This is a genomic window from Paenibacillus sambharensis, from assembly GCF_003233845.1.
In the GTDB taxonomy this organism is placed as follows: domain Bacteria; phylum Bacillota; class Bacilli; order Paenibacillales; family Paenibacillaceae; genus Paenibacillus_I; species Paenibacillus_I sambharensis.
In genome coordinates this window covers 138,271-160,984 of record NZ_QKRB01000028.1, presented here as the reverse complement: position 1 = coordinate 160,984, position 22,714 = coordinate 138,271, and the positions used below count along the sequence as shown (strand labels likewise).

Annotated in this window: 25 protein-coding genes; 7 read left to right on the top strand and 18 right to left on the bottom strand. The window is 49.9% G+C overall.

Annotated elements, in window-relative coordinates; all coding sequences use genetic code 11:
* Window positions 1–61: 61 nt before the first annotated feature.
* Genes DNH61_RS03400 through DNH61_RS03390 form a run of 3 tightly spaced genes read right to left on the bottom strand, consistent with a single transcriptional unit; the run spans window position 62 to window position 4,353 of the window.
* On the bottom strand, window positions 62–1,237 hold the full coding sequence (locus tag DNH61_RS03400; protein WP_111145264.1) for a response regulator: 1,176 nt from the start codon (window positions 1,235–1,237) through the stop codon (window positions 62–64).
* A gap of 6 nt (window positions 1,238–1,243) precedes the next feature.
* A complete protein-coding gene (locus DNH61_RS03395) occupies window positions 1,244–2,542 on the bottom strand; it encodes an ABC transporter substrate-binding protein (RefSeq protein WP_111145263.1) in 1,299 nt (432 codons plus the stop codon).
* Window positions 2,539–4,353: a cache domain-containing sensor histidine kinase gene (locus DNH61_RS03390; protein WP_181438567.1), complete on the bottom strand. Its 1,815-nt coding sequence runs from the start codon at window positions 4,351–4,353 to the stop codon at window positions 2,539–2,541. The genes DNH61_RS03395 and DNH61_RS03390 overlap by 4 nt, the downstream gene beginning before the upstream one ends.
* A 432-nt stretch (window positions 4,354–4,785) precedes the next feature.
* On the opposite strand from DNH61_RS03390, the gene DNH61_RS03385 reads away from it, so the two are divergent.
* On the top strand, window positions 4,786–5,277 hold the full coding sequence (locus tag DNH61_RS03385; RefSeq protein WP_111145261.1) for a cation:proton antiporter regulatory subunit: 492 nt from the start codon (window positions 4,786–4,788) through the stop codon (window positions 5,275–5,277).
* On the top strand, window positions 5,277–6,458 hold the full coding sequence (locus DNH61_RS03380; RefSeq protein ID WP_111145260.1) for a cation:proton antiporter: 1,182 nt from the start codon (window positions 5,277–5,279) through the stop codon (window positions 6,456–6,458). Before DNH61_RS03385 ends, DNH61_RS03380 begins: the two co-directional genes overlap by 1 nt.
* A 121-nt stretch (window positions 6,459–6,579) precedes the next feature.
* Here the strand turns inward: DNH61_RS03380 and DNH61_RS03375 are convergent, their stop codons facing one another.
* On the bottom strand, window positions 6,580–6,795 hold the full coding sequence (locus tag DNH61_RS03375; protein WP_111145259.1) for a hypothetical protein: 216 nt from the start codon (window positions 6,793–6,795) through the stop codon (window positions 6,580–6,582).
* Window positions 6,796–7,209: 414 nt separating this feature from the next.
* On the opposite strand from DNH61_RS03375, the gene DNH61_RS03370 reads away from it, so the two are divergent.
* The gene (locus DNH61_RS03370; RefSeq protein ID WP_181438566.1) at window positions 7,210–9,264 is read left to right on the top strand and encodes an Ig-like domain-containing protein; all 2,055 of its coding nucleotides are present in this window, start codon (window positions 7,210–7,212) and stop codon (window positions 9,262–9,264) included.
* A gap of 107 nt (window positions 9,265–9,371) precedes the next feature.
* On the opposite strand, the gene DNH61_RS03365 is transcribed toward DNH61_RS03370, so the two are convergent.
* The 3 genes from DNH61_RS03365 to DNH61_RS03355 all read right to left on the bottom strand — a co-directional run bounded on the left by DNH61_RS03365 (window position 9,372) and on the right by DNH61_RS03355 (window position 11,469).
* The gene (locus DNH61_RS03365; RefSeq protein WP_111145257.1) at window positions 9,372–10,226 is read right to left on the bottom strand and encodes a Clp protease/crotonase-like domain-containing protein; all 855 of its coding nucleotides are present in this window, start codon (window positions 10,224–10,226) and stop codon (window positions 9,372–9,374) included.
* A gap of 90 nt (window positions 10,227–10,316) precedes the next feature.
* Window positions 10,317–10,871, bottom strand: coding sequence for a methylated-DNA--[protein]-cysteine S-methyltransferase (locus tag DNH61_RS03360; RefSeq protein WP_111145256.1), 555 nt, complete (start codon window positions 10,869–10,871; stop codon window positions 10,317–10,319).
* Window positions 10,855–11,469, bottom strand: a complete 615-nt coding sequence (locus DNH61_RS03355; RefSeq protein WP_111145255.1) for a bifunctional transcriptional activator/DNA repair enzyme AdaA — start codon at window positions 11,467–11,469, stop codon at window positions 10,855–10,857. Before DNH61_RS03355 ends, DNH61_RS03360 begins: the two co-directional genes overlap by 17 nt.
* Before the next feature lie 397 nt (window positions 11,470–11,866).
* Between DNH61_RS03355 and DNH61_RS03350 the strand changes: the two genes are divergently transcribed.
* Complete coding sequence (locus tag DNH61_RS03350; RefSeq protein ID WP_111145254.1) at window positions 11,867–12,658, top strand: Nif3-like dinuclear metal center hexameric protein; 792 nt, start codon at window positions 11,867–11,869, stop codon at window positions 12,656–12,658.
* Between the two features lie 23 nt (window positions 12,659–12,681).
* On the opposite strand, the gene DNH61_RS03345 is transcribed toward DNH61_RS03350, so the two are convergent.
* The 7 genes from DNH61_RS03345 to DNH61_RS03315 form a co-directional block, all read right to left on the bottom strand.
* Complete coding sequence (locus tag DNH61_RS03345; protein WP_111145253.1) at window positions 12,682–13,467, bottom strand: helix-turn-helix domain-containing protein; 786 nt, start codon at window positions 13,465–13,467, stop codon at window positions 12,682–12,684.
* An 18-nt stretch (window positions 13,468–13,485) separates the two neighbouring features.
* Window positions 13,486–14,286: a VOC family protein gene (locus tag DNH61_RS03340; protein WP_111145252.1), complete on the bottom strand. Its 801-nt coding sequence runs from the start codon at window positions 14,284–14,286 to the stop codon at window positions 13,486–13,488.
* A gap of 92 nt (window positions 14,287–14,378) precedes the next feature.
* Window positions 14,379–15,008, bottom strand: a complete 630-nt coding sequence (locus DNH61_RS03335) for a DedA family protein (protein WP_111145251.1) — start codon at window positions 15,006–15,008, stop codon at window positions 14,379–14,381.
* A gap of 121 nt (window positions 15,009–15,129) precedes the next feature.
* The gene (locus DNH61_RS03330) at window positions 15,130–15,360 is read right to left on the bottom strand and encodes a hypothetical protein (RefSeq protein ID WP_111145250.1); all 231 of its coding nucleotides are present in this window, start codon (window positions 15,358–15,360) and stop codon (window positions 15,130–15,132) included.
* A 104-nt stretch (window positions 15,361–15,464) separates the two neighbouring features.
* On the bottom strand, window positions 15,465–15,908 hold the full coding sequence (locus DNH61_RS03325) for a GAF domain-containing protein (RefSeq protein WP_181438565.1): 444 nt from the start codon (window positions 15,906–15,908) through the stop codon (window positions 15,465–15,467).
* 191 nt (window positions 15,909–16,099) lie between these two features.
* On the bottom strand, window positions 16,100–16,423 hold the full coding sequence (locus DNH61_RS03320; protein ID WP_111145248.1) for a YrhK family protein: 324 nt from the start codon (window positions 16,421–16,423) through the stop codon (window positions 16,100–16,102).
* 176 nt (window positions 16,424–16,599) lie between these two features.
* Window positions 16,600–17,259, bottom strand: coding sequence for an HAD family hydrolase (locus tag DNH61_RS03315; RefSeq protein WP_111145247.1), 660 nt, complete (start codon window positions 17,257–17,259; stop codon window positions 16,600–16,602).
* A gap of 123 nt (window positions 17,260–17,382) precedes the next feature.
* Between DNH61_RS03315 and DNH61_RS03310 the strand changes: the two genes are divergently transcribed.
* Window positions 17,383–17,637, top strand: coding sequence for an excalibur calcium-binding domain-containing protein (locus DNH61_RS03310; RefSeq protein WP_111145246.1), 255 nt, complete (start codon window positions 17,383–17,385; stop codon window positions 17,635–17,637).
* A gap of 358 nt (window positions 17,638–17,995) precedes the next feature.
* Here DNH61_RS03310 and DNH61_RS03305 read toward each other — a convergent pair whose 3' ends face one another.
* The 3 genes from DNH61_RS03305 to DNH61_RS03295 form a co-directional block, all read right to left on the bottom strand.
* Complete coding sequence (locus DNH61_RS03305) at window positions 17,996–18,331, bottom strand: KGG domain-containing protein (protein ID WP_111145245.1); 336 nt, start codon at window positions 18,329–18,331, stop codon at window positions 17,996–17,998.
* Between the two features lie 263 nt (window positions 18,332–18,594).
* A complete protein-coding gene (locus DNH61_RS03300) occupies window positions 18,595–19,131 on the bottom strand; it encodes a CueP family metal-binding protein (RefSeq protein WP_111145244.1) in 537 nt (178 codons plus the stop codon).
* A gap of 145 nt (window positions 19,132–19,276) precedes the next feature.
* Complete coding sequence (locus DNH61_RS03295) at window positions 19,277–20,752, bottom strand: protein adenylyltransferase SelO (protein WP_111145243.1); 1,476 nt, start codon at window positions 20,750–20,752, stop codon at window positions 19,277–19,279.
* A 534-nt stretch (window positions 20,753–21,286) separates the two neighbouring features.
* On the opposite strand from DNH61_RS03295, the gene DNH61_RS03290 reads away from it, so the two are divergent.
* Both DNH61_RS03290 and DNH61_RS03285 read left to right on the top strand, forming a co-directional pair.
* Window positions 21,287–21,850, top strand: coding sequence for a hypothetical protein (locus DNH61_RS03290; protein ID WP_111145242.1), 564 nt, complete (start codon window positions 21,287–21,289; stop codon window positions 21,848–21,850).
* A gap of 33 nt (window positions 21,851–21,883) precedes the next feature.
* Window positions 21,884–22,066, top strand: a complete 183-nt coding sequence (locus DNH61_RS03285) for a hypothetical protein (RefSeq protein ID WP_111145241.1) — start codon at window positions 21,884–21,886, stop codon at window positions 22,064–22,066.
* A gap of 3 nt (window positions 22,067–22,069) precedes the next feature.
* Here the strand turns inward: DNH61_RS03285 and DNH61_RS03280 are convergent, their stop codons facing one another.
* Window positions 22,070–22,594 carry a DUF3189 family protein gene (locus DNH61_RS03280; RefSeq protein ID WP_111145307.1) on the bottom strand — a complete coding sequence of 175 codons (525 nt, stop codon included), beginning with the start codon at window positions 22,592–22,594 and terminating at the stop codon, window positions 22,070–22,072.
* Window positions 22,595–22,714: the final 120 nt, after the last annotated feature.

Below are 22,714 nucleotides of genomic sequence, written 5' to 3'. Positions count from 1 at the left end.
AAAAGAAATAACCGGAGGGTTACCTCCGGTCCGGCCTCATTATTAAGTTCTCCCAGGCGGTTCAGGTACGCGCATGCTTCTCACGGTATTCATACGGGTTCATGCCTTCGAGTGACTTGAAGACGCGGCTGAAGTGAACCTGATCACTGTAGCCGACCTCGCTGCTGATCTGATAAATCTTCAAATTCGTCTCTCTCAGCAGCCGCCGGGCATGCTGCATCCGAGTGCGGGTTACATATTGGCTGAACGTCTGGCCCGTCTCTGCTTTAAACAGGGATGACAGATAGTTCGGATGGACAAACAGCTTCTCCGACAAAGCAGTTAGCGTCAGCTCGGAGGCATATTCCTTGTCGATCGTCTCCTTGGCCATTCTAATAATGCGGTGCAGCTTCGCTTCCGGCTCGTTCTTCTCCGGTCCTTGTTCAAGGACTCCGATCTGCCTTAGCGCCTTCTGATACAGCTCACTAACGGCAGACAGCTCACGGGCTGTGCCGCCCAGCCTGATCGTCAGCTTCAAGCGCAGCATTCCGCTGATCGTCTCCTGCGCATTCTCTAGAATTCCTTCCCAGTCTGCTTCCCGCTCGTTATTCAGGAACAGAATACAGGTCAGATGTGTTTCCTCAATGACGGTTACCGATGTGCCGTATTCGGCCAGCAGATCACTCAGCATGTTCTTAATGGAAAACCGGATATTCCTTGTCCGGAAGCCGGGATCTGATGATGTCAGACACATCACGCCCAGCTCCCTGAAATCAGGGAACAGGGATTCATCATAATAAGGCAGGGGCATCTCATAGAGCAGGTCCGTCACCTTCTTCTCGAATAAATCCCGGGTGCGCAGCTGGGTAATTTCTGCTTGCTTGCGTTTATTGGATAATCTCTCTTCTACCTGAGCGATGATACCCTTCACAACATCAACAGCTACCGGTTTCAATAGGTAGTCCTTCACACCATATGCCAAAGCTCGCCTTGCATAATCGAATTCCGCATGGCCGGTTAACATGACAATTGCAGTATCAGGGTAGTGCCCGCGAATATGCCCGGCCAGCTCCAGACCGTCAACGGCCGGCATCTGTATATCCGTAATTACCAGATCAAACGCCTGGCTATCCAGCATTTCAATGGCGTCCTCCCCATCCTCAGCTTCGTGCAGCCGGTAATGGTCCGCTATACCGGAGATCATTCGTGCCATTGAGCTCCGAACGATCGGTTCATCATCAACAAGAAGTATATTCACAGCTGCTCACCTCCTGGTCTTGACCGTCCGGTCTATCAGATCCATCGCTTCCTGCCAAGCCTGCGCTGGTTCGGCTTCTCCCCGCTCCACCTTGAATATGGCGTTCTCCATAATGGTAGTAATCTGATGCTGCCTGGGTCCTTCATAGACCATCGGGACCTCGGCCGCCGCCTCGGCAAAGATTTTCCCCAATGGGGCATTATTGAAATAAGGATCACGCTTGTTCTGAATGCTCTCTGTATGATAGATACCCGGTGTGGACGGAAAGTTGTTGTTCCGGTTGAACATCCGCAGCTGCTGTTCAGGTGCGGTTAGCCAAGTGATAAGCTTATAGGCTTCTTCAGGGTGTTTGCCCTGCTTCGGCAGGGTCAGGAACGACCCGCCCCAGTTTCCCGCTCCTTCTGGAACAAATGCGACATCCCATTTGCCAGCGGCGCCCGGAGCGGTCTGCTTGATATGATCCAGCAGCCAGGCTGCAGCAAATATGACGGCAAAATCCCCTTTCTCAATGCCTTCACCCCAGCGTATACTCCAGGTCGGCGCATCAGCGGACAAATTCAATTCATTCGCCTTCATTGCCAAACTCCAGGCGCCCTTCACAGCCTCGCTCTGCTTGACGATCAGTCCGCCGGTATCCCGGTCATAATACTGCTCGGGCTCCTGAGCGAGCCGGAACCGGTAAAGCATGTTAATGGTATCAACCATAGCTGTGCCTGTGCGATCCCGAATCTGCTGACCCGCCTTCAGGAAATCGTTCCAGGAGGTCATCATGGCACTCACTTCCCAGCGGTCCGCCGGTAATCCGGCAGCCGCGAACAGATCCGGCCGGTAAGCCATTACCATAGGACCGGTATCAGTAGGCAGGCCGTAAACCATGGATCCGCCGCCGTCAACAGCCTGGTTCCACTTCCAGTCTAGGAATAGCGGCTGCCGTTCTTCCGCTCCATAGTCCGCCAGATTGTAGAACTGTCCGGGGAAAGCTTTGAAAGTTTCCAGGAAGCTGATTTCTACCAGGCTTATATCGGGCGCGCCATACCCCGCAGCGAAGGCGTTAAGCAGGTTCTCATGAACATGCTCGTACTGCGCAGTAACAACATTGATCTGAATCTCATCATGCTGCCGGTCATACTGCCCGATCAATTCTTCCAGGCCGGTGCCCGGCCAAAGCCACAGGGTAAGTTCAGCCGGCTCTCGAGTCTTCGGACCGTTCTGAACTTCCACATCAGGCGGTGACGGGCTGCAGGCTAATGGCATTAGCATTATGATAACCAATACAGGGATTAATCGGCACAGTCTGTTCATCATGAGATTCTCCCTTCGTCATCCGATTCGGGCGTTACTTCTGTATCCGTCATGAGCAGTGGAATATCTATCGTTACCTTGAGACCCCCAAGATCGCTGCGAGACAGATGAACGCCATGCTCCCTTCCGTAAATAAGACCAATCCGCTGATTCAGGTTGGTTAGTCCGATTCCCGTATTCAGCGTCTCGGTTACATCAGCTGCCGGTATGCCAGCGAGTACCTTGCTTATGCTGTCATCCGACATGCCGATCCCGTTGTCCTCCACAACTATATGAAGCCGGTCCTGCTGTCTCCCCAGCGAGATGCGAATACGCCAAGGCCGGCCCTTGACCCGTTCAAGACCATGGGTAAGCGCATTTTCGACGAGCGGCTGGAGCAGCATCTTCATCATCTTACTCGGCAGGACTGTATCCTCCACTTCTATCTCTGTATGAAGCTTGTCACCGAACCTTGCTTGTGCGAGATCAAGATAACGTTCCAGCTGCTTAAGGTCCTGCTCAACCGTCACTAGCTCCGACCCGGGCTGAATACTATACCGCAGCAGGTCGCTTAAGGTTAGAACCATACGGGCTACCTTATCCTGTCCTTCGTTAACCAGTGTCCAATAGATCGTGTTCAGCGAGTTATACAGGAAGTGCGGCCGGAATTGGGCCTTCATCGCAATCAGCTGGGCCTGCTTTTCGCTGATCTGTTTGGCAGACAGGTCCCTCACCGTTTCATTCAGGTCGCGGAGCATCTTGTTATAGCTCTCATACAGAACATGTACTTCCTTGTTGCTGAACCTTGTCTTCGCTGGCGTCAGAAGACCTTTATCCAGCCGCTGCAGCTTGTGGGCGAGCAGCCGGATTGGGCTTGAGAACGTCCAGGAGAAGAAGGAAATGAACAGAATGGCAATGAGAACACCTGCTATCCCGATAACGATGGTGGAGCGGCCAACTTTCATTAAATCGGCAAACAAATCATCCGCCGGAACGAATGCAGCCACAGTCCATCCGCTGTATTCCGACTTGGATGAGGACACATAGGAAAGCGTGTCATCCTCCTTCCAGGTAAACATTTCACCGGCATGCTGCTCCAGCGACATAAGCAGCTGGCCGCCAGCAGGACTTCCGGCACGTATTCCCTCCCGGCTGGAATATACCACCCTGCCTTCAGGGTCAATAATGAGTATGCTGCCTGTCTGCCCGAGATTGACCTGGCCAATGATCCGTTCAAGGCCTGCAACGGGGAAGGCCGCGTACAGATTGCCGAGCTTCTCTAACGTTTCGCGGTTATTTACCTGTCTCGCTCCTACGACAGCGGGCGTCAGCCCATTCCTCCAGACCAGGCTGGACACCCAGACCATTTTGCCTTCACCTGCAGCTATTCGCTCATACCAGGGAAGGTTAACAGCCAGTTCCGCCTCTCCCCGCCAAGGCAGCGACTGGGTTGTTGTGGAACTATAATGGTTGTCAGCCAGATCATTAAGCAGGATGACAACATCATTTTCAAGATAGCGTCCGATTCTGGAGAAGTGCCGCTCGACCTCATAAACGCTCAACAGCGGCCGCTGGTTCTCCTCTACTCTTGTCAGATGCTCCTGAACGTCCTCCGAGAACATCAGCAGCTGCAGCAGCTTATCATATTCCAGCAGTTTGACATCAATCTTCCCCCTCAGCTGTGCGACAGACTCCTGCAGATACTGTGAGGTTTTATTCAAAATAATCTGGGCTGAATAGCGGTAGCCTACATAGCTTGTCGCAGCCAGAATGAAGAGCAATATAACCGAGAACAGGACAATTAACTGGATCAGCAGCGGCACTTTACGGCTCATGATGTCTTCCCCTCCATGCAAAAAAATAGACTGTGCGGCTACAGTTGTGACTGTGAGTCTACAAATATGATATATCACGATCCGGCAGAAAAAAGTAAGCGTTTTCATGATGTTTTACTTTCAGTATACTCGGATAATTAAGCTGCTGCCATATCGTTCGTTCGTTAATCAAGGAACGATAAGGAAAACTGATATAAGTTGTCGAAACAAGCTGTTCTTATGTATAGACCGATCATGCCTCCAACCGTAATGCTTGTGAACAGGTTATTTGTCATGAATGAGAACCCCTCCGCGCTAGTTTGGCTTAGTTTGTGCCAAAAGCAGGAACAACATTCCGAGTGCACGATTCCTATTTGCTGTATCATATGACTGCCTTGTTTTCCTTCCTCTCTGATTGGGGAAAAACATATATATACATAGGGAGGGAATGCCATGAAGATCAGATCGGCAGAGCTGCCGGGCATCGGCAAAAAAATCAGCTTCATTACCGCTGAGAACAGCATGATTGTTATCATCATTCACCATACTGGCAAACGGGACTTGTATTTCTTCGAGGACAGCGATAATGATGAAGCGGATTTCAGCATCAACCTCTCCTCCGAGGAAACACGGGAGCTGGGCGCTCAGCTTCTAGGTGCATTGTACCAGCCCGTCGATCTCGACAGGCTCGAATTCTTCCGGAAGCAGATTCGGATTGAATGGCTGGAGCTTCACCCTGAATCGCCTCTTGCAGGCAAGAGCATTGCAGAATCGCGTATTCGTTCCCGTACAGGTGCTAGCATCATTGGCATCGTGAAGGAGGATGATGTTCAGGCAGTTCCGGATATTGACATTCTGCTGCATCCGGGCGATACCCTGATGGTTCTGGGTAAGCGAGAGCAGGTCCGGGAGCTGGAGGCATTATGTCGTAAGGAACCAGAATAATGAACAGTCATCTGCCTTTTCCGTTGCTTGCAGGATTACTGCTGTTATTCCTGTTCGTTGGCGCGGCGCTTGGGAACCGCCTGCGTATTCCCGGCGTCATTATCTTTATTCTTACGGGACTTGGCCTCTCCTTCTTCCTGACTGACGATCACTTGATCCACACAGCGGCGGAGCTCGGCATCATTCTCTTGTTCTTCCTGCTGGGACTGGAGTTTCCGGCCAAACGGCTGCTAAGCATTGCGTCCAGGGTATGGCGCGGCGGCATGCTTGATATTCTGCTGAGTTTGGGAGTGACGGCATTAATTTGTATCCTGTTCGGGCTGAATGTTACGACATCCCTGCTGATTGCAGGCCTCGTATACGCCACCAGCTCTTCAATCACGGCCAAGCTTCTGGAGAATACCAAGCGGCTGGCAAATGCCGAATCCGAGTTCATTCTTGCGCTTCTGATATTCGAGGATCTGGTTGCGCCAATCGTGGTCGTACTGCTGGTAACACTTACCTCTGGAGAAGAGATGACTGTACTGCTGTTCCTTGGTGTAATGGGAAAAGTGGCGGCCTTAACAGCGGGAGCTGTGCTAGCAGGCAGATATGTATTCGCCAAACTAAGACGGTTCATTGACCGCAATCATGAGAGTGATCTGTTCGTATTGTTCTCAGGCGGAAGCGCATTTGCTTATGGCGGACTCGCACTGTACCTTGGCCTGTCGGAGGTGCTTGGCGCCTTCCTGGCCGGCCTAATGCTCGCTGAGGCCAGACAGACTGAGAAGATTGAAGCTTCCTTGCTCCCCATGCGCAATCTGCTGCTGCCTTTCTTCTTCGTATATTTCGGCACGACAATCGTATTCGACGAGGGAGTTCCCATGCCACTGCTGCTCGGTGTCATTCTCTTGTGGTCGATCGCAGGCAAAATTGCAACGGGTTACCTGGGCGGCCGCTGGTATGGTCTAAATCCCAAGCCGTCACTGCGCGCCGGTCTTTCTCTTGTCTCTAGAGGAGAGTTTTCCGTTATCATTGCAGCATTAGCAGCAGATACGGTTAAACCATTCGCAGGCATCTATATTATATGTATCTCAGCTGTCGGCATTATTCTATTCCAGAATGCATCCCGTCTCTCGACCAAATTGTATGGCGGTAAATCAAAGGCCAAGCGGGGGAAGATTGCGGTGCCAAAGGAATAAGTATCTGTCTGGTCATATAAACTGTTTGCAAAAAAAACAGTAAAAGCAGTCTGAGGAAGAGCTGCTTTTACTGGTTTTTTGTTGTTTCCCATATATTTAATGCAATTAATGACTAACTCGGTTAAACAAATGTTGTGTTAGCAATTGTAAAGGTTACCGCGGCAATTTCGGCACTTTCACCGGTTTGACGCTTGACTCTCTCTTGTGCTTCCAGCAGGTCGAAGTATTTGAAGTACACTTCCGCATCCCCAAGCTGGCTGACCTTATACGGTGCCTCTTCAATGAAGAAGCAGCCATCAGCATAACGCAATACATAGCCCTTTCTCACCCGAGACAAATGTCTTCCTCCTCCTGTCGCGTTAATATACTCTTTCACTTCTTCTGTTGATCCGGTTGATCTCGCAGGAGAGAGCGTAATTCTTGCATATCTTACTGCCGCTGCACAGCTGGTCAGAAGACTAACGGCGAGCACATGATTAATATTGCTGGTGTTATTATTCGGCTGCCCTGGCCTTTCATACCTGTTCTCATACCTAAAAAGTTGTGTGCATATCGAATGCTTTTTTGTATAATAAGTTCGATATCGGTCGCATTACGCGTTATGACGGTTTCTCCACTTCTAAATCTTAACACATAACGCGAACATCAGAAAGTTGACTTATTTTGCGAGGATTAGGGAGGTGGTCTGTGATCTTTGCTTCGCTATATAACTCTGTATACAGTTTGATTAATAATTATGGAGGTGCCGTTTATGAGGTTCCTGTCTAACGTCCGTCCAAAGTGGATTACAGCGTTATGCCTCACAGTTATTCTGCTGTGCAGCTCTGTCCCGGTTGCGGTGGCTGAGCGGAATATTATCGACGAGTTCAGCAGTTCGCCTAGTGATTTCGACCTTAAACGTTACCTCTATTTCGGTACCAATGCAATCCGTATACACGACCGCCAAACCAATACAGATATCTCGGTCAATTTTCCGACCCAAAATCTGCAGAGTGGCTACCTGACTGGCAAGGGTGCTGTGCTGGTAACGCGGACGAAGTCCGGAACCGGCTGGGATGATTACAGCTACAGCCTGTACGAATGGTCGGATGGCTCCGTTCGCAAAATTACAGATGGTATCGTTAACGACACGATGAGAAATAACGGCGATTATATTGCATTCGTTGTACGCACAGATGGTCAGCAGCATGTGTGGCTGTTTGATAAACGAGATCATTCTTACCGCAATATTACGAATGAAAACAATTATCCGTTCTTGAGGTTAATCAGTCTGTCACCGCAAGGCCATCTCGCTTATACCACGACGGACAACAAGCTGGTCCTCTATTCTAACGGACATACGGAGCTTACGGACATTACACCCGAGGACAATATCGCATACGATGGCTCTAAGCTTGTCTATGATGATTACGTGGGAACAACACCAGGAAACGAAAGATACGCCATCCTTGTCCTGGAAAACGGTCAGCGAAATGAGCTTTCGGATACCAACTATTATTATAACCGAAGTCCACTCCCCTTCTTGTTCAATAACGGATGGATTGTCTACCAGAAGCAATCTCAGCACATTCTTAGATCCCCAGAGGGCGAAGAAACCGGATTAACAATCCCCTTATCCGACAATGGAGTTGTTATCCCCTTATTCCTCTCATCGAGTGGAGAGGTCATTTACGGGAGCGAGAAATATTACTGGTATACCAATTCACAGATGAACGGTTCTGCCATCATAACGGAATCCATACATGACAGTCTGCTGCCGTATTCGGGCTATTCTTACTTTAGAGGGTTCGAAGAGCTGGAGGATGGAAAGATATATGGAATCATGACGGACTACATGGATTTTGATCAAGACGTGCTGTTTGAATATCAGCCGGTCCCTGCACAGATTAAAGACATCTATGTACAAGGTGAGATTAATCAATTGACCAAGGGAGAGTCCATGCAGCTGAATGCCAGTGCTGCGCCGCCTTATGCAACAGAAACTGCATTACTCTCCTGCTCTTCCAGTGATGAGTCGGTCGTTACCATATCCTGTCCAGATGACGGGAGCAGATACTATGTCTCCTATACGATTACTGCGGTGGGCGGCGGAACGGCCACCGTCACGATCACTGCCAAAGACACGATTACAAGGTCATGGGATATAAACGTGTATTCGCCGCTTGAAGGGCTAAGCCTGGATCACAGTGAACTGACTTTAAATACGGATTCGAATAAAACCGCTCAGCTGCAGGCGATTTTCCATCCGGCAGATGCAACCGATAAGCAGCTGACCTGGACCTCAACGAATCCGGCTGTAGGCGATGTAGATCAGAACGGTCTGGTTACAGCCAAGACCAGAGGGACGACGATGATTAAGGCGTCTTCCGGCGCTTTTACCGCAAACTGTATCGTAACGGTTCAGTCCAGCCAGACGGACACAACGCCGCCGGTCATCTTCGCGGCCTATGCTGCTATTGGCGGAAAGAACTATCCGGCTGTCATCAGACCCCACACGAACACCATACATTTCACGCTGCCGGGATCCCTGCCCGACTCTGCCATGTTTACCGGCATCAGCGTCCATGCATCTCCAGACACAAAGAGCGGCGATTTCACGGTATCCGGCTTTACCAGGTCGTATTCGTTCACGGAAGGTGTCGCCCAATTCACCGTGCAGCAGCTGCTCGGCCCGGAATTCGATCCCCTGGGAGACGGGCTTAGCGTGCGGACCCTTCGCAAATTCGGCGGTTTAACTCTGACTGGGACGCTTACTGATTATAATGGTAACGTCACGCAGGGGAAACTGATTTTGCATATGGAATGACTCCGCCAGCCAACAGAAGGACCCGCCCAGCGATGGACGGGTCCTTTCCTATTTTTCGGCTGTTCTATACAAAACCCCCAAGCCACAGCAAGCGCGTTTGGGGGTTTTCAGTTGATCATTATTGGAGGTGTCCAGCTCAGTACAGTTTCCAACATATGAAGCAGACCTTTGGCACGGTGCAGATCTGGCTTCCTCTTCAGCTGCTGGAATTCTTCATGAATGTGGCAGATGTAATCGTTTCTCAGCTTGTTTAGCTGTTCTTCGCTCAAGACATACAAAAAGTTTCGTACATCTTCATAAGAAAAGTATCCTTCTCTGCTCTCCAGAAATGTCCATCCGGCATGTTGATACCATTGTCTAGCGTGCTGCTTTAAGGCTATTAGCACAGCCTCATGACCATCCGACACAGCCCTAAGTCGTTCCTCCGAAATTAGATTCCGGTACTGGATAGCACTGCCTTCCGGATAAGTATTCGGCAGGGCATAGAACTGCAGGATTTTATCAAGAATTTCAACAAAGAGCTGAGGATCAGCTGGATCTGGACGAAATTGTATTTGCACTGCCGCATGGGCAATGCCTTGGAGCAAGGCGAGAGCCTCTGCCGCCTCCTGCTTGCTCGGGGTGCCTGCGAAGAATATCCCTTGGTTCCCGGCCCGTATATCCGCCCGGTCTATAGCCTCATGCAGCTCATCTTCGAAATGATCCTTGCTGTAGGGCGCCCACTGCTTCAAGCGATCCGTAAGCTCTGACTTGATTCCGAACTCTCTGCGCAATACTGACTGAAGTTCAATTCCCCCGCTGCCGCTTACCTGCATAAATATCTCATGCAGCAGACGCTCCAGCGATCTGGCTTTCCTCACAGCGCTTATGACCTGGTCGGGGACCACATAAACGGCCGCAGCCTCTTTACTCTCAAGTTCAGCTGTAAATTCAGCCAATTCAGAGAGCAGCCTGTCCTCCATCGTCATCCCACCTTCTTCGAGAACCTATCTCTATAATTGGCCAAAGGTTCCATATCCATACGAACAGATACTGCAGGCAGAGTGCAGCAGCTAATTACCGGACTTTTGTGCAAGGTCAGCCATTCCTGACTGCGTAAGCTCGTGACGGATCAGCATTTCCTTCATCTTCAAGCCTCCGCGATAACCGGTTAACGACCCGTTCTTGCCGATCACGCGGTGGCAGGGAACGAAGATAAGAGCTGGATTAGCACCGATTGCCGCTGCCACAGCACGGACCGACGCTGGTCTGCCGAGCAGAGCGGCTATATCCGTATACGACCTAGTCTCACCGTAAGGTATGCTGCCAAGCAGATCCCATACAGCTCTCTGAAACGGTGTGCCGCGCAAGTCCATAGGGATTGTAAAGGACCGCCGTGCCCCCAGAAAGAACGCTTCAAGTGCAGTCGTATAAGGCTGCAGCTTTTTGTCATCCCGAACAATCGTATAACCTGGACAACGGATATTCATCCACGCTTCAAGCTCCCGGAATGAATCACTCCAGGAACCGGCGAATACCAGACCAGCTTCCGTTGCAGCCAGATGCATGCTTCCGTGGCTTCCAGTAAATCGCGTCCAGTATAAACTGCAGTTAATCGGTGATTTCATGGCTGAATTTCCTTTCGATTGTATTCTCCCTGCTTCTGCGGTAACAAGCAGGTGTCTCACCCGTTATCCGTTTGAACAGGGTTATGAAGTAAGCGGTACTGGTTAATCCCACAGCAGCTGCAATCGCAGCTACCGAATGATTGCTCCTGCTTAATAGCTCTGCTGCTGCAGTTACCCTCTTCCTTTGCAGATACTGCACAGGCGTAACTCCGGTGATCCGCTTGAAGGTGCGCTGTAAATGATAAGGGCTGCCATGGCACAGCTCTGCTAATAACTCAAGTGTTATCGGTTCTCTGTAGTGATTATCCAGATAACTGCTGATTTGATCCACCCATTCATGATCGGGCAGGCGCTCGCCTGTCGGTTTGCACCGTTTGCATGGCCTGAAGCTATGCGACAGCGCATCAGGGGCATTGCTGAACAAACGGACATTCTCCCGTCTGGGGGGCCGGGATTTGCAGGATGGCCTGCAAAAAATACCAGTCGTCATGACCGCATATATAAACCGATGGTCGTACCTTGCGTCATTTGCCAGAATAGCCTGCCAATGCTCTTCTGTCAGCCGCTGCCGGTCCTGTTTCTCGCCAGATGATAGCATGCCGGTTCACCTCCACTTACAGTATACCTTTGCTGCCGCTCATCTGTATGCATGCTGGAATGGAAGAGCAAGATCGAGTAATGCCGCTATGCAAACAACGATAACAGAATAACCCGCCAAGTGGCGGTTATGAGGAAGATCTATAGGCTCGAAGGTTAGATCTGTGTAATCCTCTGCTGCCAGGCTGCTTTTTGCAAACATCCATCCGTCGTTAAACAGCGGCTGTTAACGATACAGACCTCCCGTACAGCAGGAACTAAGTTTTACGAAGTAAATCCTATAGTTCACCTGCCTAAACGCCCTGCCCGTGCCTAAAATGAAGGTGATATAATCGGTATCAACATCCGTTCCATTCGCTATTTAAACCCTGACTCTTCCGTTAGAAAGGAAGCTGCTGATGTTAACGACCATTCGTGAAGTGACCGATGGCTTGGTTTTACCTGCCTGCTCCGATCGCCTCGGCGTCGACAAGCTGGAAACAGGCCTGCCGGATACCGCTATAACAGCAATTGCCACAGCCTTCATGCCCACACAGCACGTGATTGAACAGGCCTTGAAGCTGGGCGCTAATCTTCTGATCGTCCACGAGGGTTTATATTACAGTCACCACGCCCACCGCTTGGACGAGAATGATCCGGTATATCGAACCAAGCGCCGGCTCCTTGAAGAATCCGGGCTCGCGGTCTACCGCTGCCATGACCACTGCCATAAGCATGAACCAGATATCATCATGACGGGATTGCTCGAATCTCTCGGCTGGGAGCGGTATGTTGAAGAAGTGCTGCCGGCTGCTGCCGTACTTCAGATTCCCGGTATGAATCTGCCTGAACTCGGGTCCTATATCAAGAGTAAGCTTGGTCTTGCTTATCTGCGGGTGTCCGGACAGTTATCCGGCACTTACAGCCGGATCGGCGTATTGGTTGGCTACCGGGGAGGCGGCGCAATGGCTATCCCTCTATTGCAAGACAAGCGGCTCGATCTTGTCCTGGCAGGAGAAGGCCCTGAGTGGGAAACACCAGAATATGTAAGGGATGCGGCGCATCAAGGCTGGAATAAGACACTGATGACGCTGGGGCATGCCGAAAGCGAGGAGCCGGGAATGCGTTATCTAGCGAGGCTTATCCAAAACAAGCACCGGGATATCCCGGTGCATTATATTCCATCTGGACCAGTTTATCATATTGTATAGCAGACCAGCTGTCCATGCAGCAGCTACAGCTTTGGTGTCCCGTACACAACCGGTATCATCACTTCATAATGAAGCTTATCGTTCAAGTAATGTCTCTCCATACTGGGACCAGCTGGTTCAAAGCCGAAGGACTGCAGAACCAGCATATGACCAAAGCATGCGTAAGGATCATTAGACAGACAGTCGAGCGATACGAATAATGCCGGGGATACCGCTTCAATGAAGGCACCAGCCTTCTGCAATTCATCTGGAATGGCATGCTTGCCGCGAAGGCGATAACCAATAATCCCCAGCATCTCATCCCCATCCATCTGGATCTGCCGGATGAATGCTTCCTGAGTGTGTAATAGATCATAGCTGCTCAACATCTCTGCCCCTTCATCAATGGCCTTTACGAATGGATTCAGCTTGCGCTCGACCCGGCTGCGGAACCAGAGCATATGAACAGGCGTATCCCATTTTACCAGCCGAACATGCTCATCCTGACTTTTGATGCCGTGCAAATATTGTTTGGCTGCGTTCAGTGATTGGATCTTGGAATCGATATCCTGCCGCCACTTCTCAAGCCAATCCGCCTGTTCGGCTCGCTCTGCCGCAAGATACGCCTTCAGTTCGGCTAGACTTACCCCTGCTTGTCGCAGAGAATGAAGCTTGATGGCTCGCGGGACCTGACTTTCGTTATAGAGGCGGTAGCCGTTATCGGCCCGTATGTCCGGTATGAGCAGACCTTCCTTCTCGTAATAACGCAGCGTACTGGCAGGGAGACCGGTCCGGTCTGAGAACGCCTGAATCGTCATTTTTCCCTGCACCTGTATCTCCCCTGTCACTTAATAATAAGTCCACACATTCAAGCGGTTGCCATCCGGGTCGTAGAAGTGAAATCCCTGCCAGCGTTCTCCCACACTATCCGAAACTTCAATCCCCTCATTCTTAAGCCATGTATTCGCCTGGTTAAAGTCTTCCTGACTCTCTATGTGAAAATACAGTCGCGCTCCCGGGTTCGCCTTGGGCTGACCGGGCGTCATATCGACCTGCTGCAGCCAAGCCACGTCCCATCCTTCTCTGTCATCCTGCATCAAAGCGAAGCCTTTGTCTGAGTAGTCCGTATCAGAAAGGGCTAATCCAAGGTAACGTCCATACCATTCAATTGCGTTATTGAGCCTGCTTACACCCAGCCACAATGGTTTGGAAGCAAACTGAATTACACGCGAATCAGGAAACTGTCCATCAAGGCTGCGGTCTTCATTCAGGGAAAGTCTAATTCCGCCAAACGCTGTTATGTCCGCGGACCGGCTGCCATCAGGCATTACCACTGGGTCTGAACATGTCACACCCTGTTCCTTGAAATAAACTAAAGCATTATCCAGATTACCTGTCTGAAAGCAGAATCTGCAGTGTCCTTCCTCGTATCCATCACGTGTAAAATGATCAATCCCGCTTTCGAAAGCCTTGAGATTAGCCTGTCCCATGCCGGGAAGCCCGAAGAAGGCCTTCCTGCCAACGGGGGTATCTGCGGTGCCCTTCAATTGCCAACCCATCTTTTCACCATACCATTCAACAGCCTCGTCGAATTGATCCCAGGGCACCATAATAAAGCCGCCGTCAAACTTGAAGTAAGGTTTATTCATCGTAATGTGTCCTCCAGTTCTGCTTAAATTTGTATGGTTAAATCATACACCTTCAAGCAGCTTTAAGGTCAACTCTTAATTCAGTCGCGGCCTTAATTTTGTTCCTTACTGCGGCTGTTCTGCTTTTTCCTGCGGATATACAGAAACCCGAAGACAGCTAGGCTTAAACCAATTAGTCCGTACACGATATTAGAATAGATATCCAGATAGCTTGTAATCTCGTTCCATGAAGAACCGACAGCCGCTCCCAAGTATACGAGTGCCGTATTCCATATCAAGGAACCGAGTGTTGTCAGCAGAATGAAGGCAATGAGGTTCATCGACGCGCTCCCTGCTGGGATGGATATCAGGCTGCGGACCAGCGGCAGCAGACGGCAGAAGAATACAGCTGGCATGCCATGCCGGTCAAACCATGCTTGTGCTTTGCGGATATTCTCCGGCTTCACGCGTAGCAGACTGTGATGACGTTGGACCATCTCCTCCAGCCTGCTCGTTGACAGCATTCTTCCAACACCATAGATGCACAAAGCACCAGCAACGGATCCGGCGGTTGAAGCCGCGACAACACCCCATATATGAAGTTCTGAAGATGAAGTCATAAAACCGCCAAAGGTGAGAATGATTTCCGAAGGAATCGGCGGGAACACATTTTCAAGCGCTATTAGAAGAAATATGCCGAAATATCCGTAGGACTCCATGAAATCGGTAATCCAGTTCTGCATACACACACCCTCCTCTAGATTTGCGGAAACCATATAGAATCGACCCGATTACAATTGGTAATCGGGCCGGTTCTATAAGCTGCATATTGGTATTGTTGTCGTGTCTTAATTGCGCCTGGGGTTACAATTGGCCTTTGATGTGATTAATTTCATCAATTAGCTGGCGTGTCCTCTTGGCATTGCCTTCCGCAAAGTTCTGCAAGCGAACCCGAAGCTCCTCATTATCCTGAATTCTCTCCGAAGCAATGACGTAGGTTCTCAGCAGCTCGTTCTCAATCTCGAGGGTCCTCTCCAGTACTCGAAGCAGCTCATCTGTATGTAAGGGAACGGTATGTTCATTATCTCCTGCCATCTCAGTCACCTCCTAAAACAGGTATTACCCGACAGGCGGCAAGGGCAATCGCTTGATCGCACAAAATAAGGGAATAATGCGAACTCCGCATTATTCCCTTACAGTTATCCTGCAGGCTTAAATAGTCTTGACAGCTGTTCGGTCACCGACCCGGCTGCTGACAGGAGCGCATCGGCGTCCAGAGGCGATGACCGATTGCCGAGCAGCAGAACGCCGTAAGCTTTATGATCAATTAATACCGGGATGGCAACTGCCGATTGCAATTGTTCAGCCAGCATGATCGGATGATCACAAGCTGTACTTTCTGTATCTCCAGCGGCTTGCGCAATCACTACCATTCGGCCAGCGCGCAGCACTTCCCCTGTAATTCCCTTGCCCGGTTTCAGAGCCATGCGTCTAAATCGCTCGTTACGGTTTCCGGATGCAGCAATCCACCGGATGCGCCGCCCTTCCTCATCCTTCCAAGCTAAGGCTGCTAGATCACTAGAAGCCGTGTTTCTCAGTTCATCCAGTATTCTGTCTATAACCTTTCGCGTCACTTCATCCATGGCCGTTCCTCCTGTTTCTAAAGCTGCAGCGGGATGAATCATTACTTCTATTGTAATATGCGAACCGCTCCTTGTATGTCGGGGGAATCCCTGAATTACCCGTTGATATTTACTTGGTTCACAAGTTTTTTTTCCTGAGGACGCGCATCAGTCAGGCTGGCGTTGTTAGAATACAGGGGATATCTGCACAATCACTCGGTCTTACGGCTGTTGTTTCTGTTATCTGATGCCATCTTGATTTGGAATGACTTCATAATCCTGATGAGGTTGCGGGTAAACAGCTGTATGCTGCCCAGCAAGAACAACAGTACACCTGTGTCCTTACTAACCGGGTAGAAGAAACAGATCGACCCTGCAATATACCATATTGAAACCATCGTATCGTTCAATATTGGAACAAGAACTTGCCGGTCATGAATGATTAACTGGCACTTCGTAAATTTGATCACCTTATAGCTTCTACGGCCTTCCTTCTTCCTGTAGATCACATTGCCTTTTGGAGTATGGATAATCATTCACCTCTTTTTCAACCCAGGTATTCTTTTGTTCTTACCACCGCTCATGCATGGACAAACCCTGCTAAATTGCTACAGACACCATTTTTTTGTATGCAAAATATACCAAACGGATGCCCTGTCTTTAGCGGCATCCGTTTGGCACAGTCAAATTATCTTCTGCTTTGTCGCTGCTTCTACATTATCGTGAATTTTAATATGGCTTCTTCCAGACTAATGCTGGTTAATGAATCCACTCTAACGCCGTTAAACTCGTCAAACAGCAGCTCAGCTGTGCTTGGGTTAGGTACTGCAATACAGCACAGCCCTGCTCTTGCTGCAGCACGCACCCCGTTCGGCGAGTCTTCGATTGCGATTGCTTCCCCGTTCGTGACGCCGAGTGCTTGCAATGCTTGTATGTAGAGCTCTGGATCTGGCTTCACTCTCACTACATCATCCCTGGTCCGCAGCACATCGAAATAACCCAAGAGTCCGTGCTTTTGCAAGAACCCGGTCACCCACTTGCGTTCAGAGCTGGAAGCCAGGCCAATCCTGAGGCCCAGCCTTCTCGCATCATCCAGATACTTCTTGACACCTTCTCTGATGTCCTGCTGCTCCAAGATGGCTTCGTGCTTCTGATATTGAGACCGCTTAAGCTCGGCACGGTCAAGCTGCCTGCCAAGCATTTGCTCAAGCGGCGCGTAAAGATCCGTTCCCTGGGTGCCAACAGCCGTCCCCCAAATCTCCCGGCTGAATGCGGCGCCGTGCTCCTTGTATATCTCGCAGAAGACATCATACCACGGTGTTTCCGTATCCAGAATGGTACCATCAAAATCAAAAATAACCGCTTTGATCATAAGACCTGTGATCCCTCATTTCCTTTGCCATACTTGCCACCTTGATGATAATATTACATTACCACATGTTCAAGGCGGAAAGTCGACTGAAATCCCGTGAATCAAGAAATGGAGAGGTGCAAGATGAAGAAGTTCATGATCGCACTAATAGCCGCTGCGTTATGTATAGGCACTGTACCGGTTAATGCCGCCGATCAGGCAAAGACCTACAAGAATTGTAAAGAGCTTAACAAGGATTACCCTGGTGGTGTCGCCAAGTCGTCAAGCACCAAGAATAAAGGCGGCAAGACCAAGCACAAGCCGCATGTCTCCAAGGAATTATACGATGCCAACAAGAAGAGCGACCGTGATAAGGACGGAATCGCTTGCGAGAAGTGACAGGCGCTTAATACATAGAAAAATCGTACATAAGTGCATAAGACTTATGTACGATTGAATAATTAGCTTTTACCTATATGTCTACGATTGATAATTATGCTGTTCCTCGATGCGTCCTTCGTCAAACCCTGTTTCTGGCCTGAAGAAACGGATAATTTCTATTACAATGACAGCAAAAAGCCTGCAATCATCTTTCAGATTGCAGGCTCAAAGCCAGCTATATTTATCAGCTTGATTCATCAGCTTTTGTCTCCTCGCTTCATTCCACCGTGTCAGTCCCAACGGTGATACTCTCGTGGTGTATATTCTAGGAAGTTGTTATCGCACCAGTCCTATTGGGTTTCCTGATTGCTTTATGTTAGTCGCGGTTGCCTCCGCGGCTTCTTTCTCCGCCTTTGCGGCCCGCTTCCTCCAAGCTCATCTTGCCGTCTTCGCCGTCTTGGTCAGCGCGTGCACGGCCGCCTTTAGAGCCGATCTCCTGGTAGAATTCCTTATCATGGGAATCAGAAGTGGACTCGCCGCCCTTCTTACCAATCTCTTGATAGAACTCTTTACCGTGGGAATCGGAAGTGGCTTCGCCGCCCTTCTTACCGATCTCTTGATAGAACTCTCTGCCATGAGATTCGGAAGTAGCCTCGCCGCCTTTGCGCCCTGCTTCATTCACCGTCATGTTGTTTTTGTTTTTGTCAGCCATTTCTAATTCCTCCTTTTGTATGGTGTTGTTTTCCTGTTACGTGATCTTATTAACCGTTGTGAGACGAATGAAACAAGAAGATGTGCGTTCTATTTTTCATCTTCGTATCCAAACACAATGGTTATCCTTGATAATGGCGTTGTTTTCCACATACTTTTTTACAGTTAATGGACAGTCAGCAACCTACCAAAAACGGCCCCCAAGCGGCGCTAAATCTTCTGCGCTGGGGACCGTTAAAAAGTGGTGTGCAATTATGCTGTTGTCTACACTAGCTGCATATCCGCTATACAGGTGTTGTCATTTTCAAATGTAGAAATTTCCGACGTAGCAGTCTTGTCTCCATACGTGATGGTTACCCGGTACTTCCGGTCTCGCGGCAGCCACAGGTCCACAAATCCGTTAGCTTGGGACTGCATGGTCTCGCTCAAGACGACGCTGCCTTCCAAATCTACAATCAACACATCAAACTTCTCATTCTTCATTTCACCCCGGCAGGTAGCCAGGTTATGGATCGCGCAGGGATGAGTATCATTGATGTAAGGAGCAATGGAGACAAAAAATTCATCCTTGGGAAGCTCGTAGGTTGACTCAGTGTTATCGCTGTTTATGACAATGAGCTGATGGGAATCGATCGAGGCGGACTGTGCTTTAATATCACCTTTACTTAAATCAGCGACGAGTTTTGTAATATCCTCACTCCCAGCATGATCGGCCCCGCTGCTGCCCGAGTTTAACGACCAGACCAACACCCCCAATGCTACAACAACCAATCCTGTAACCCCGATCAACAGCTTCTTCATTATTACAATTCCTCCTGACTAACATGGATTCTTCCTTCCATTCTATCATAACGAAACAGTCTTCCATTATGAGTAAAGTCATACGGAATAATGAAAAAAGGGAGAAAAGGCAATTATTATGCCCTTTCTCCCTTTCATTCTGCGATCATGTACCGCAGTAGGTACGGTAAGGACGCTCTGACGGCTCGGGCGGCGTACAGTAGTCGCCCTGTAACTCATTATGCGCATACGGATGCTTTAAAGCTTCGAGCAGCCGCTCCATGACGCTGTAGTCTCCGTCCTTAACGGCAGCATCCAGCGCCTCTTCGACCCGGTGATTACGCGGAATGACGGCCGGGTTGGCGGACCGCATCAGCTCGCGGGAAGCTTCCCATGCGTCCTGCTGCCCCCCGAGTCTTGCCTTCCAACGCTCATACCACTTGCCGAACTGCTCTGCATTGGCCAGGCCAGTCTCTTCTATTCTGTCATGGGTAAGCGCCCGGAAGGTGTTCGTATAATCAGTACGGTGTTCACGCATCATACCCAGCAGATCCTTGATAAGTGTCTCATCTTCCTCTTCTTCATTCCGAATACCCAGCTTCGCCCTCATGCCCGCGAGCCAGTACCCATGGTATAAACCTGGGAAGTCGGAGATCGCTTCTTCCGCCAGCTTGACGGCTTGATCCTCGTCATGATGGAGCAGCGGCAGCAGTGATTCCGCAAATCTCGACAAATTCCATGCCGCAATAGGCGGCTGATTGCCGTAAGCGTATCTTCCCTGTGTGTCGATAGAGCTGAACACGGTAGCCGGGTCGAAAGCGTTCATGAACGCGCAGGGACCATAGTCAATCGTCTCGCCGCTTATGGTCATGTTATCCGTGTTCATGACGCCATGAATGAAGCCCACCAGCTGCCACTGTGCTATCAGCGCAGCCTGCCGCTTGATCACAGCCCGCAGCAAATTTAAGTAACGGTCATCATCTGCTGCGATATCCGGATAATGCCTCTGCAAAGTATAGTCAGCCAAGGCTCTCAAGTCCTGTCCTGTGCCCATATTAGCAGCATATTGAAAGGTCCCGACACGAATATGACTAGAGGCAGTCCGGGTAAGTATGGCGCCAGGCAGCTCTTGTTCACGAAATACCGGTTCCCCTGTTGTAATTACAGCCAGACTGCGCGTAGTCGGTATTCCTAGGGCATGCATCGCTTCACTAATGATATACTCACGTAGCATCGGGCCGAGTGCCGCCCGCCCGTCGCCCCTGCGTGAATAAGGTGTTCTGCCTGGCCCCTTCAGCTGTATATCCACCCGGCTGCCTTCTGGTGTAACCTGTTCCCCCAGGAGCACTGCTCTACCGTCGCCAAGCATGGTGAAATGTCCGAACTGATGTCCGGCATAAGCCTGCGCGAGAGGTTCAGCACCGTCAGGCACTCTATTACCAGCAAGAACCGCGAGCCCTTCATGGCTCTTTAAAGCATCCGCATCAAGTCCTAGCGATTCCGCCAACGTCTCGTTTAGAACTGCCAACCCTGGTGCACGAACCGGCATTGGTTCCTGTCTGGTATAAAATGATTCCGGGAGCTGTACATAGCTGTTATCAAAGTTCCATCCTATCTTTACCACCGCTTTATTATCTGACATTCTATCACCGCCTTCATCACTTATCTGAACATCTACTAGCACCCGATAAAAAGCTTGTAATCCGCGATATTGCGGTTCTAGTGTTTACTTCTTCCAATGTATTATACCCCTTACCCGGGGGATTGGCGCAAGACAGCCGCTTAACCGTCGTTCCCTCGACTAGATGTCCGTCAAAAGTTAAAATTATCTATTCCGAATAATTGAGACCAGCTTACGAATAATATGTCCGCATGCAATAAATTGTCATAAGGAGCTCATACATGGAAACCACATACATGGAATCAATCGAGGCCGAAGATAAGACAGACTCTCCTGCTCTGCCCGACGAAGCTGTCGAGAACGCGCAGGATAATCTCTTCGTTCGCTCTACATTAAACGCACAAGCAGCACCTCCGGCATGGCTGCCTCGCCGGAGGTGCTGCTTATTGTCATAATAAACCGAGTGAACATGCTCTCCTCCTCCCTATAATGAGGAACAGATGCGACTGAAACGTCCATTAAATCCTGATTCATAACGGAGGAATCTTAAACAGTATGAAACCAGAGCATACGCAAATTAACCCGAATGACCGCCGCTCCTTCTTGTCTCTCTTGAACACCGCCTGGCACGAATGGTCTTTACGGCTGTTCCTTGCCGTTACCCTCCTTCATTGGGCGGAGCATCTGACACAAGCCTATCAAATTTGGGTGATGGGCTGGTCACGCCCTGAAGCGCTGGGCTTGATTGGCTATTATTACCCCTGGCTGGTACATTCTGAATGGCTGCATTATGGGTATGCAATCGTCATGCTCCTCTTCTTCTTCCTGCTTCAGAGAGGGTTTACCGGAAAGTCACTTGTCTGGTGGAGAATAGCGCTTATCATCCAGTTCTGGCATCATATCGAGCATGCTCTTCTTCTTGGTCAGGCACTGGCTGGTCATAATATTGGAGGCGCTGCTGCCGCGACGAGCCTTATCCAGCTGGTCGTCCCTCGAGTAGAGCTGCATTTATTTTACAATACGGTCGTCTTTGTGCCGATGATCGTGGCCATGCTTCTTCATATGCTGCCAACGGAAGCTGAGAAGTCGAGCATGAGATGCAGCTGTTCCATACGGTAGCGAGCAATCCATTGTGAAACGGGAGGCGCAATTATGTATACAATTATTAGAACTATAGGAGCCTGCAATTGGCTGCATGCCTCACACGGAGCCTCGCATCACACAGCAGGCGGCTCGTTAGCCTTTGCAGTTCTGCTGCTGTTCATCGTAACGCTCAGCGCAGCTGTGTTATTCCTCTCGTTCAAGCCGAAGCCAGACAAAACGAACAGCAATTAACCCTTAAAGAATACGCGCCTTGCTCTTCATTTCAGGATTGTCCAGAACGACAATCTGTGTGGATGCTGCTCTGGCTTCCGACTTGGTATGATGCACCAGATCAATGATATTCTGATAGGTCTGCTTGACTCCCATAAGGATCAAAGGTACACCGATCGTATTCATCTTCAAGGCACGGGACAGGAATCCGCCGATTGTCATGGGAAACGGTACGGTCGGGGACGTATTAGATAGTATAATTTTCTCCTCCAGCTTGTGCTCATCCACCAGCATTGCCAGCGTATTTACTATACCAGGCACTAGTATTTTGGACGCCCCTCTGGCTACTGTATATACCCGGCTTCCCTCCTCGTCCGTACCATGGTAGAAGAGCTTGCCGCGGTCCTTGGACACAAGCTTGTTGAAATTGTGCAGATTAAGCACTTCACTATCGGTAGGCTCCCTGTCCTCCGTCAATTTCTTGAGATGATACGAGGCTGCCAAGACAGTGGTATGCGTGCCGCCGAAATCATTGTAAATATAGATCATATCATTAACCTCCTCCATAACCGGCTCTTCTATCATCCCCTATCATTAACTTGCTTATTCTTCATGCTCTGTCATTGAGGCTGCTTGATAAACACTGCGATGAATAGTGAAAAAGCCGCT

Excerpts from the sequence above, each read along its gene's own strand:
- DNH61_RS03360 (WP_111145256.1), bottom strand. The coding sequence starts at position 10,871 with ATGAAATCACCGATTAACTGCAGTTTATACTGGACGCGATTTACTGGA.
- DNH61_RS03310 (WP_111145246.1), top strand. The coding sequence starts at position 17,383 with ATGAAGAAGTTCATGATCGCACTAATAGCCGCTGCGTTATGTATAGGC.
- DNH61_RS03385 (WP_111145261.1), top strand. The coding sequence starts at position 4,786 with ATGAAGATCAGATCGGCAGAGCTGCCGGGCATCGGCAAAAAAATCAGC.
- DNH61_RS03390 (WP_181438567.1), bottom strand. The coding sequence starts at position 4,353 with ATGAGCCGTAAAGTGCCGCTGCTGATCCAGTTAATTGTCCTGTTCTCG.
- DNH61_RS03370 (WP_181438566.1), top strand. The coding sequence starts at position 7,210 with ATGAGGTTCCTGTCTAACGTCCGTCCAAAGTGGATTACAGCGTTATGC.
- DNH61_RS03355 (WP_111145255.1), bottom strand. The coding sequence starts at position 11,469 with ATGCTATCATCTGGCGAGAAACAGGACCGGCAGCGGCTGACAGAAGAG.
- DNH61_RS03365 (WP_111145257.1), bottom strand. The coding sequence starts at position 10,226 with ATGGAGGACAGGCTGCTCTCTGAATTGGCTGAATTTACAGCTGAACTT.
- DNH61_RS03380 (WP_111145260.1), top strand. The coding sequence starts at position 5,277 with ATGAACAGTCATCTGCCTTTTCCGTTGCTTGCAGGATTACTGCTGTTA.
- DNH61_RS03295 (WP_111145243.1), bottom strand. The coding sequence starts at position 20,752 with ATGTCAGATAATAAAGCGGTGGTAAAGATAGGATGGAACTTTGATAAC.
- DNH61_RS03340 (WP_111145252.1), bottom strand. The coding sequence starts at position 14,286 with ATGAATAAACCTTACTTCAAGTTTGACGGCGGCTTTATTATGGTGCCC.
- DNH61_RS03280 (WP_111145307.1), bottom strand. The coding sequence starts at position 22,594 with ATGATCTATATTTACAATGATTTCGGCGGCACGCATACCACTGTCTTG.
- DNH61_RS03350 (WP_111145254.1), top strand. The coding sequence starts at position 11,867 with ATGTTAACGACCATTCGTGAAGTGACCGATGGCTTGGTTTTACCTGCC.
- DNH61_RS03320 (WP_111145248.1), bottom strand. The coding sequence starts at position 16,423 with ATGATTATCCATACTCCAAAAGGCAATGTGATCTACAGGAAGAAGGAA.
- DNH61_RS03290 (WP_111145242.1), top strand. The coding sequence starts at position 21,287 with ATGAAACCAGAGCATACGCAAATTAACCCGAATGACCGCCGCTCCTTC.
- DNH61_RS03325 (WP_181438565.1), bottom strand. The coding sequence starts at position 15,908 with ATGGATGAAGTGACGCGAAAGGTTATAGACAGAATACTGGATGAACTG.
- DNH61_RS03395 (WP_111145263.1), bottom strand. The coding sequence starts at position 2,542 with ATGATGAACAGACTGTGCCGATTAATCCCTGTATTGGTTATCATAATG.
- DNH61_RS03285 (WP_111145241.1), top strand. The coding sequence starts at position 21,884 with ATGTATACAATTATTAGAACTATAGGAGCCTGCAATTGGCTGCATGCC.
- DNH61_RS03335 (WP_111145251.1), bottom strand. The coding sequence starts at position 15,008 with ATGCAGAACTGGATTACCGATTTCATGGAGTCCTACGGATATTTCGGC.
- DNH61_RS03300 (WP_111145244.1), bottom strand. The coding sequence starts at position 19,131 with ATGAAGAAGCTGTTGATCGGGGTTACAGGATTGGTTGTTGTAGCATTG.
- DNH61_RS03330 (WP_111145250.1), bottom strand. The coding sequence starts at position 15,360 with ATGGCAGGAGATAATGAACATACCGTTCCCTTACATACAGATGAGCTG.
- DNH61_RS03315 (WP_111145247.1), bottom strand. The coding sequence starts at position 17,259 with ATGATCAAAGCGGTTATTTTTGATTTTGATGGTACCATTCTGGATACG.
- DNH61_RS03305 (WP_111145245.1), bottom strand. The coding sequence starts at position 18,331 with ATGGCTGACAAAAACAAAAACAACATGACGGTGAATGAAGCAGGGCGC.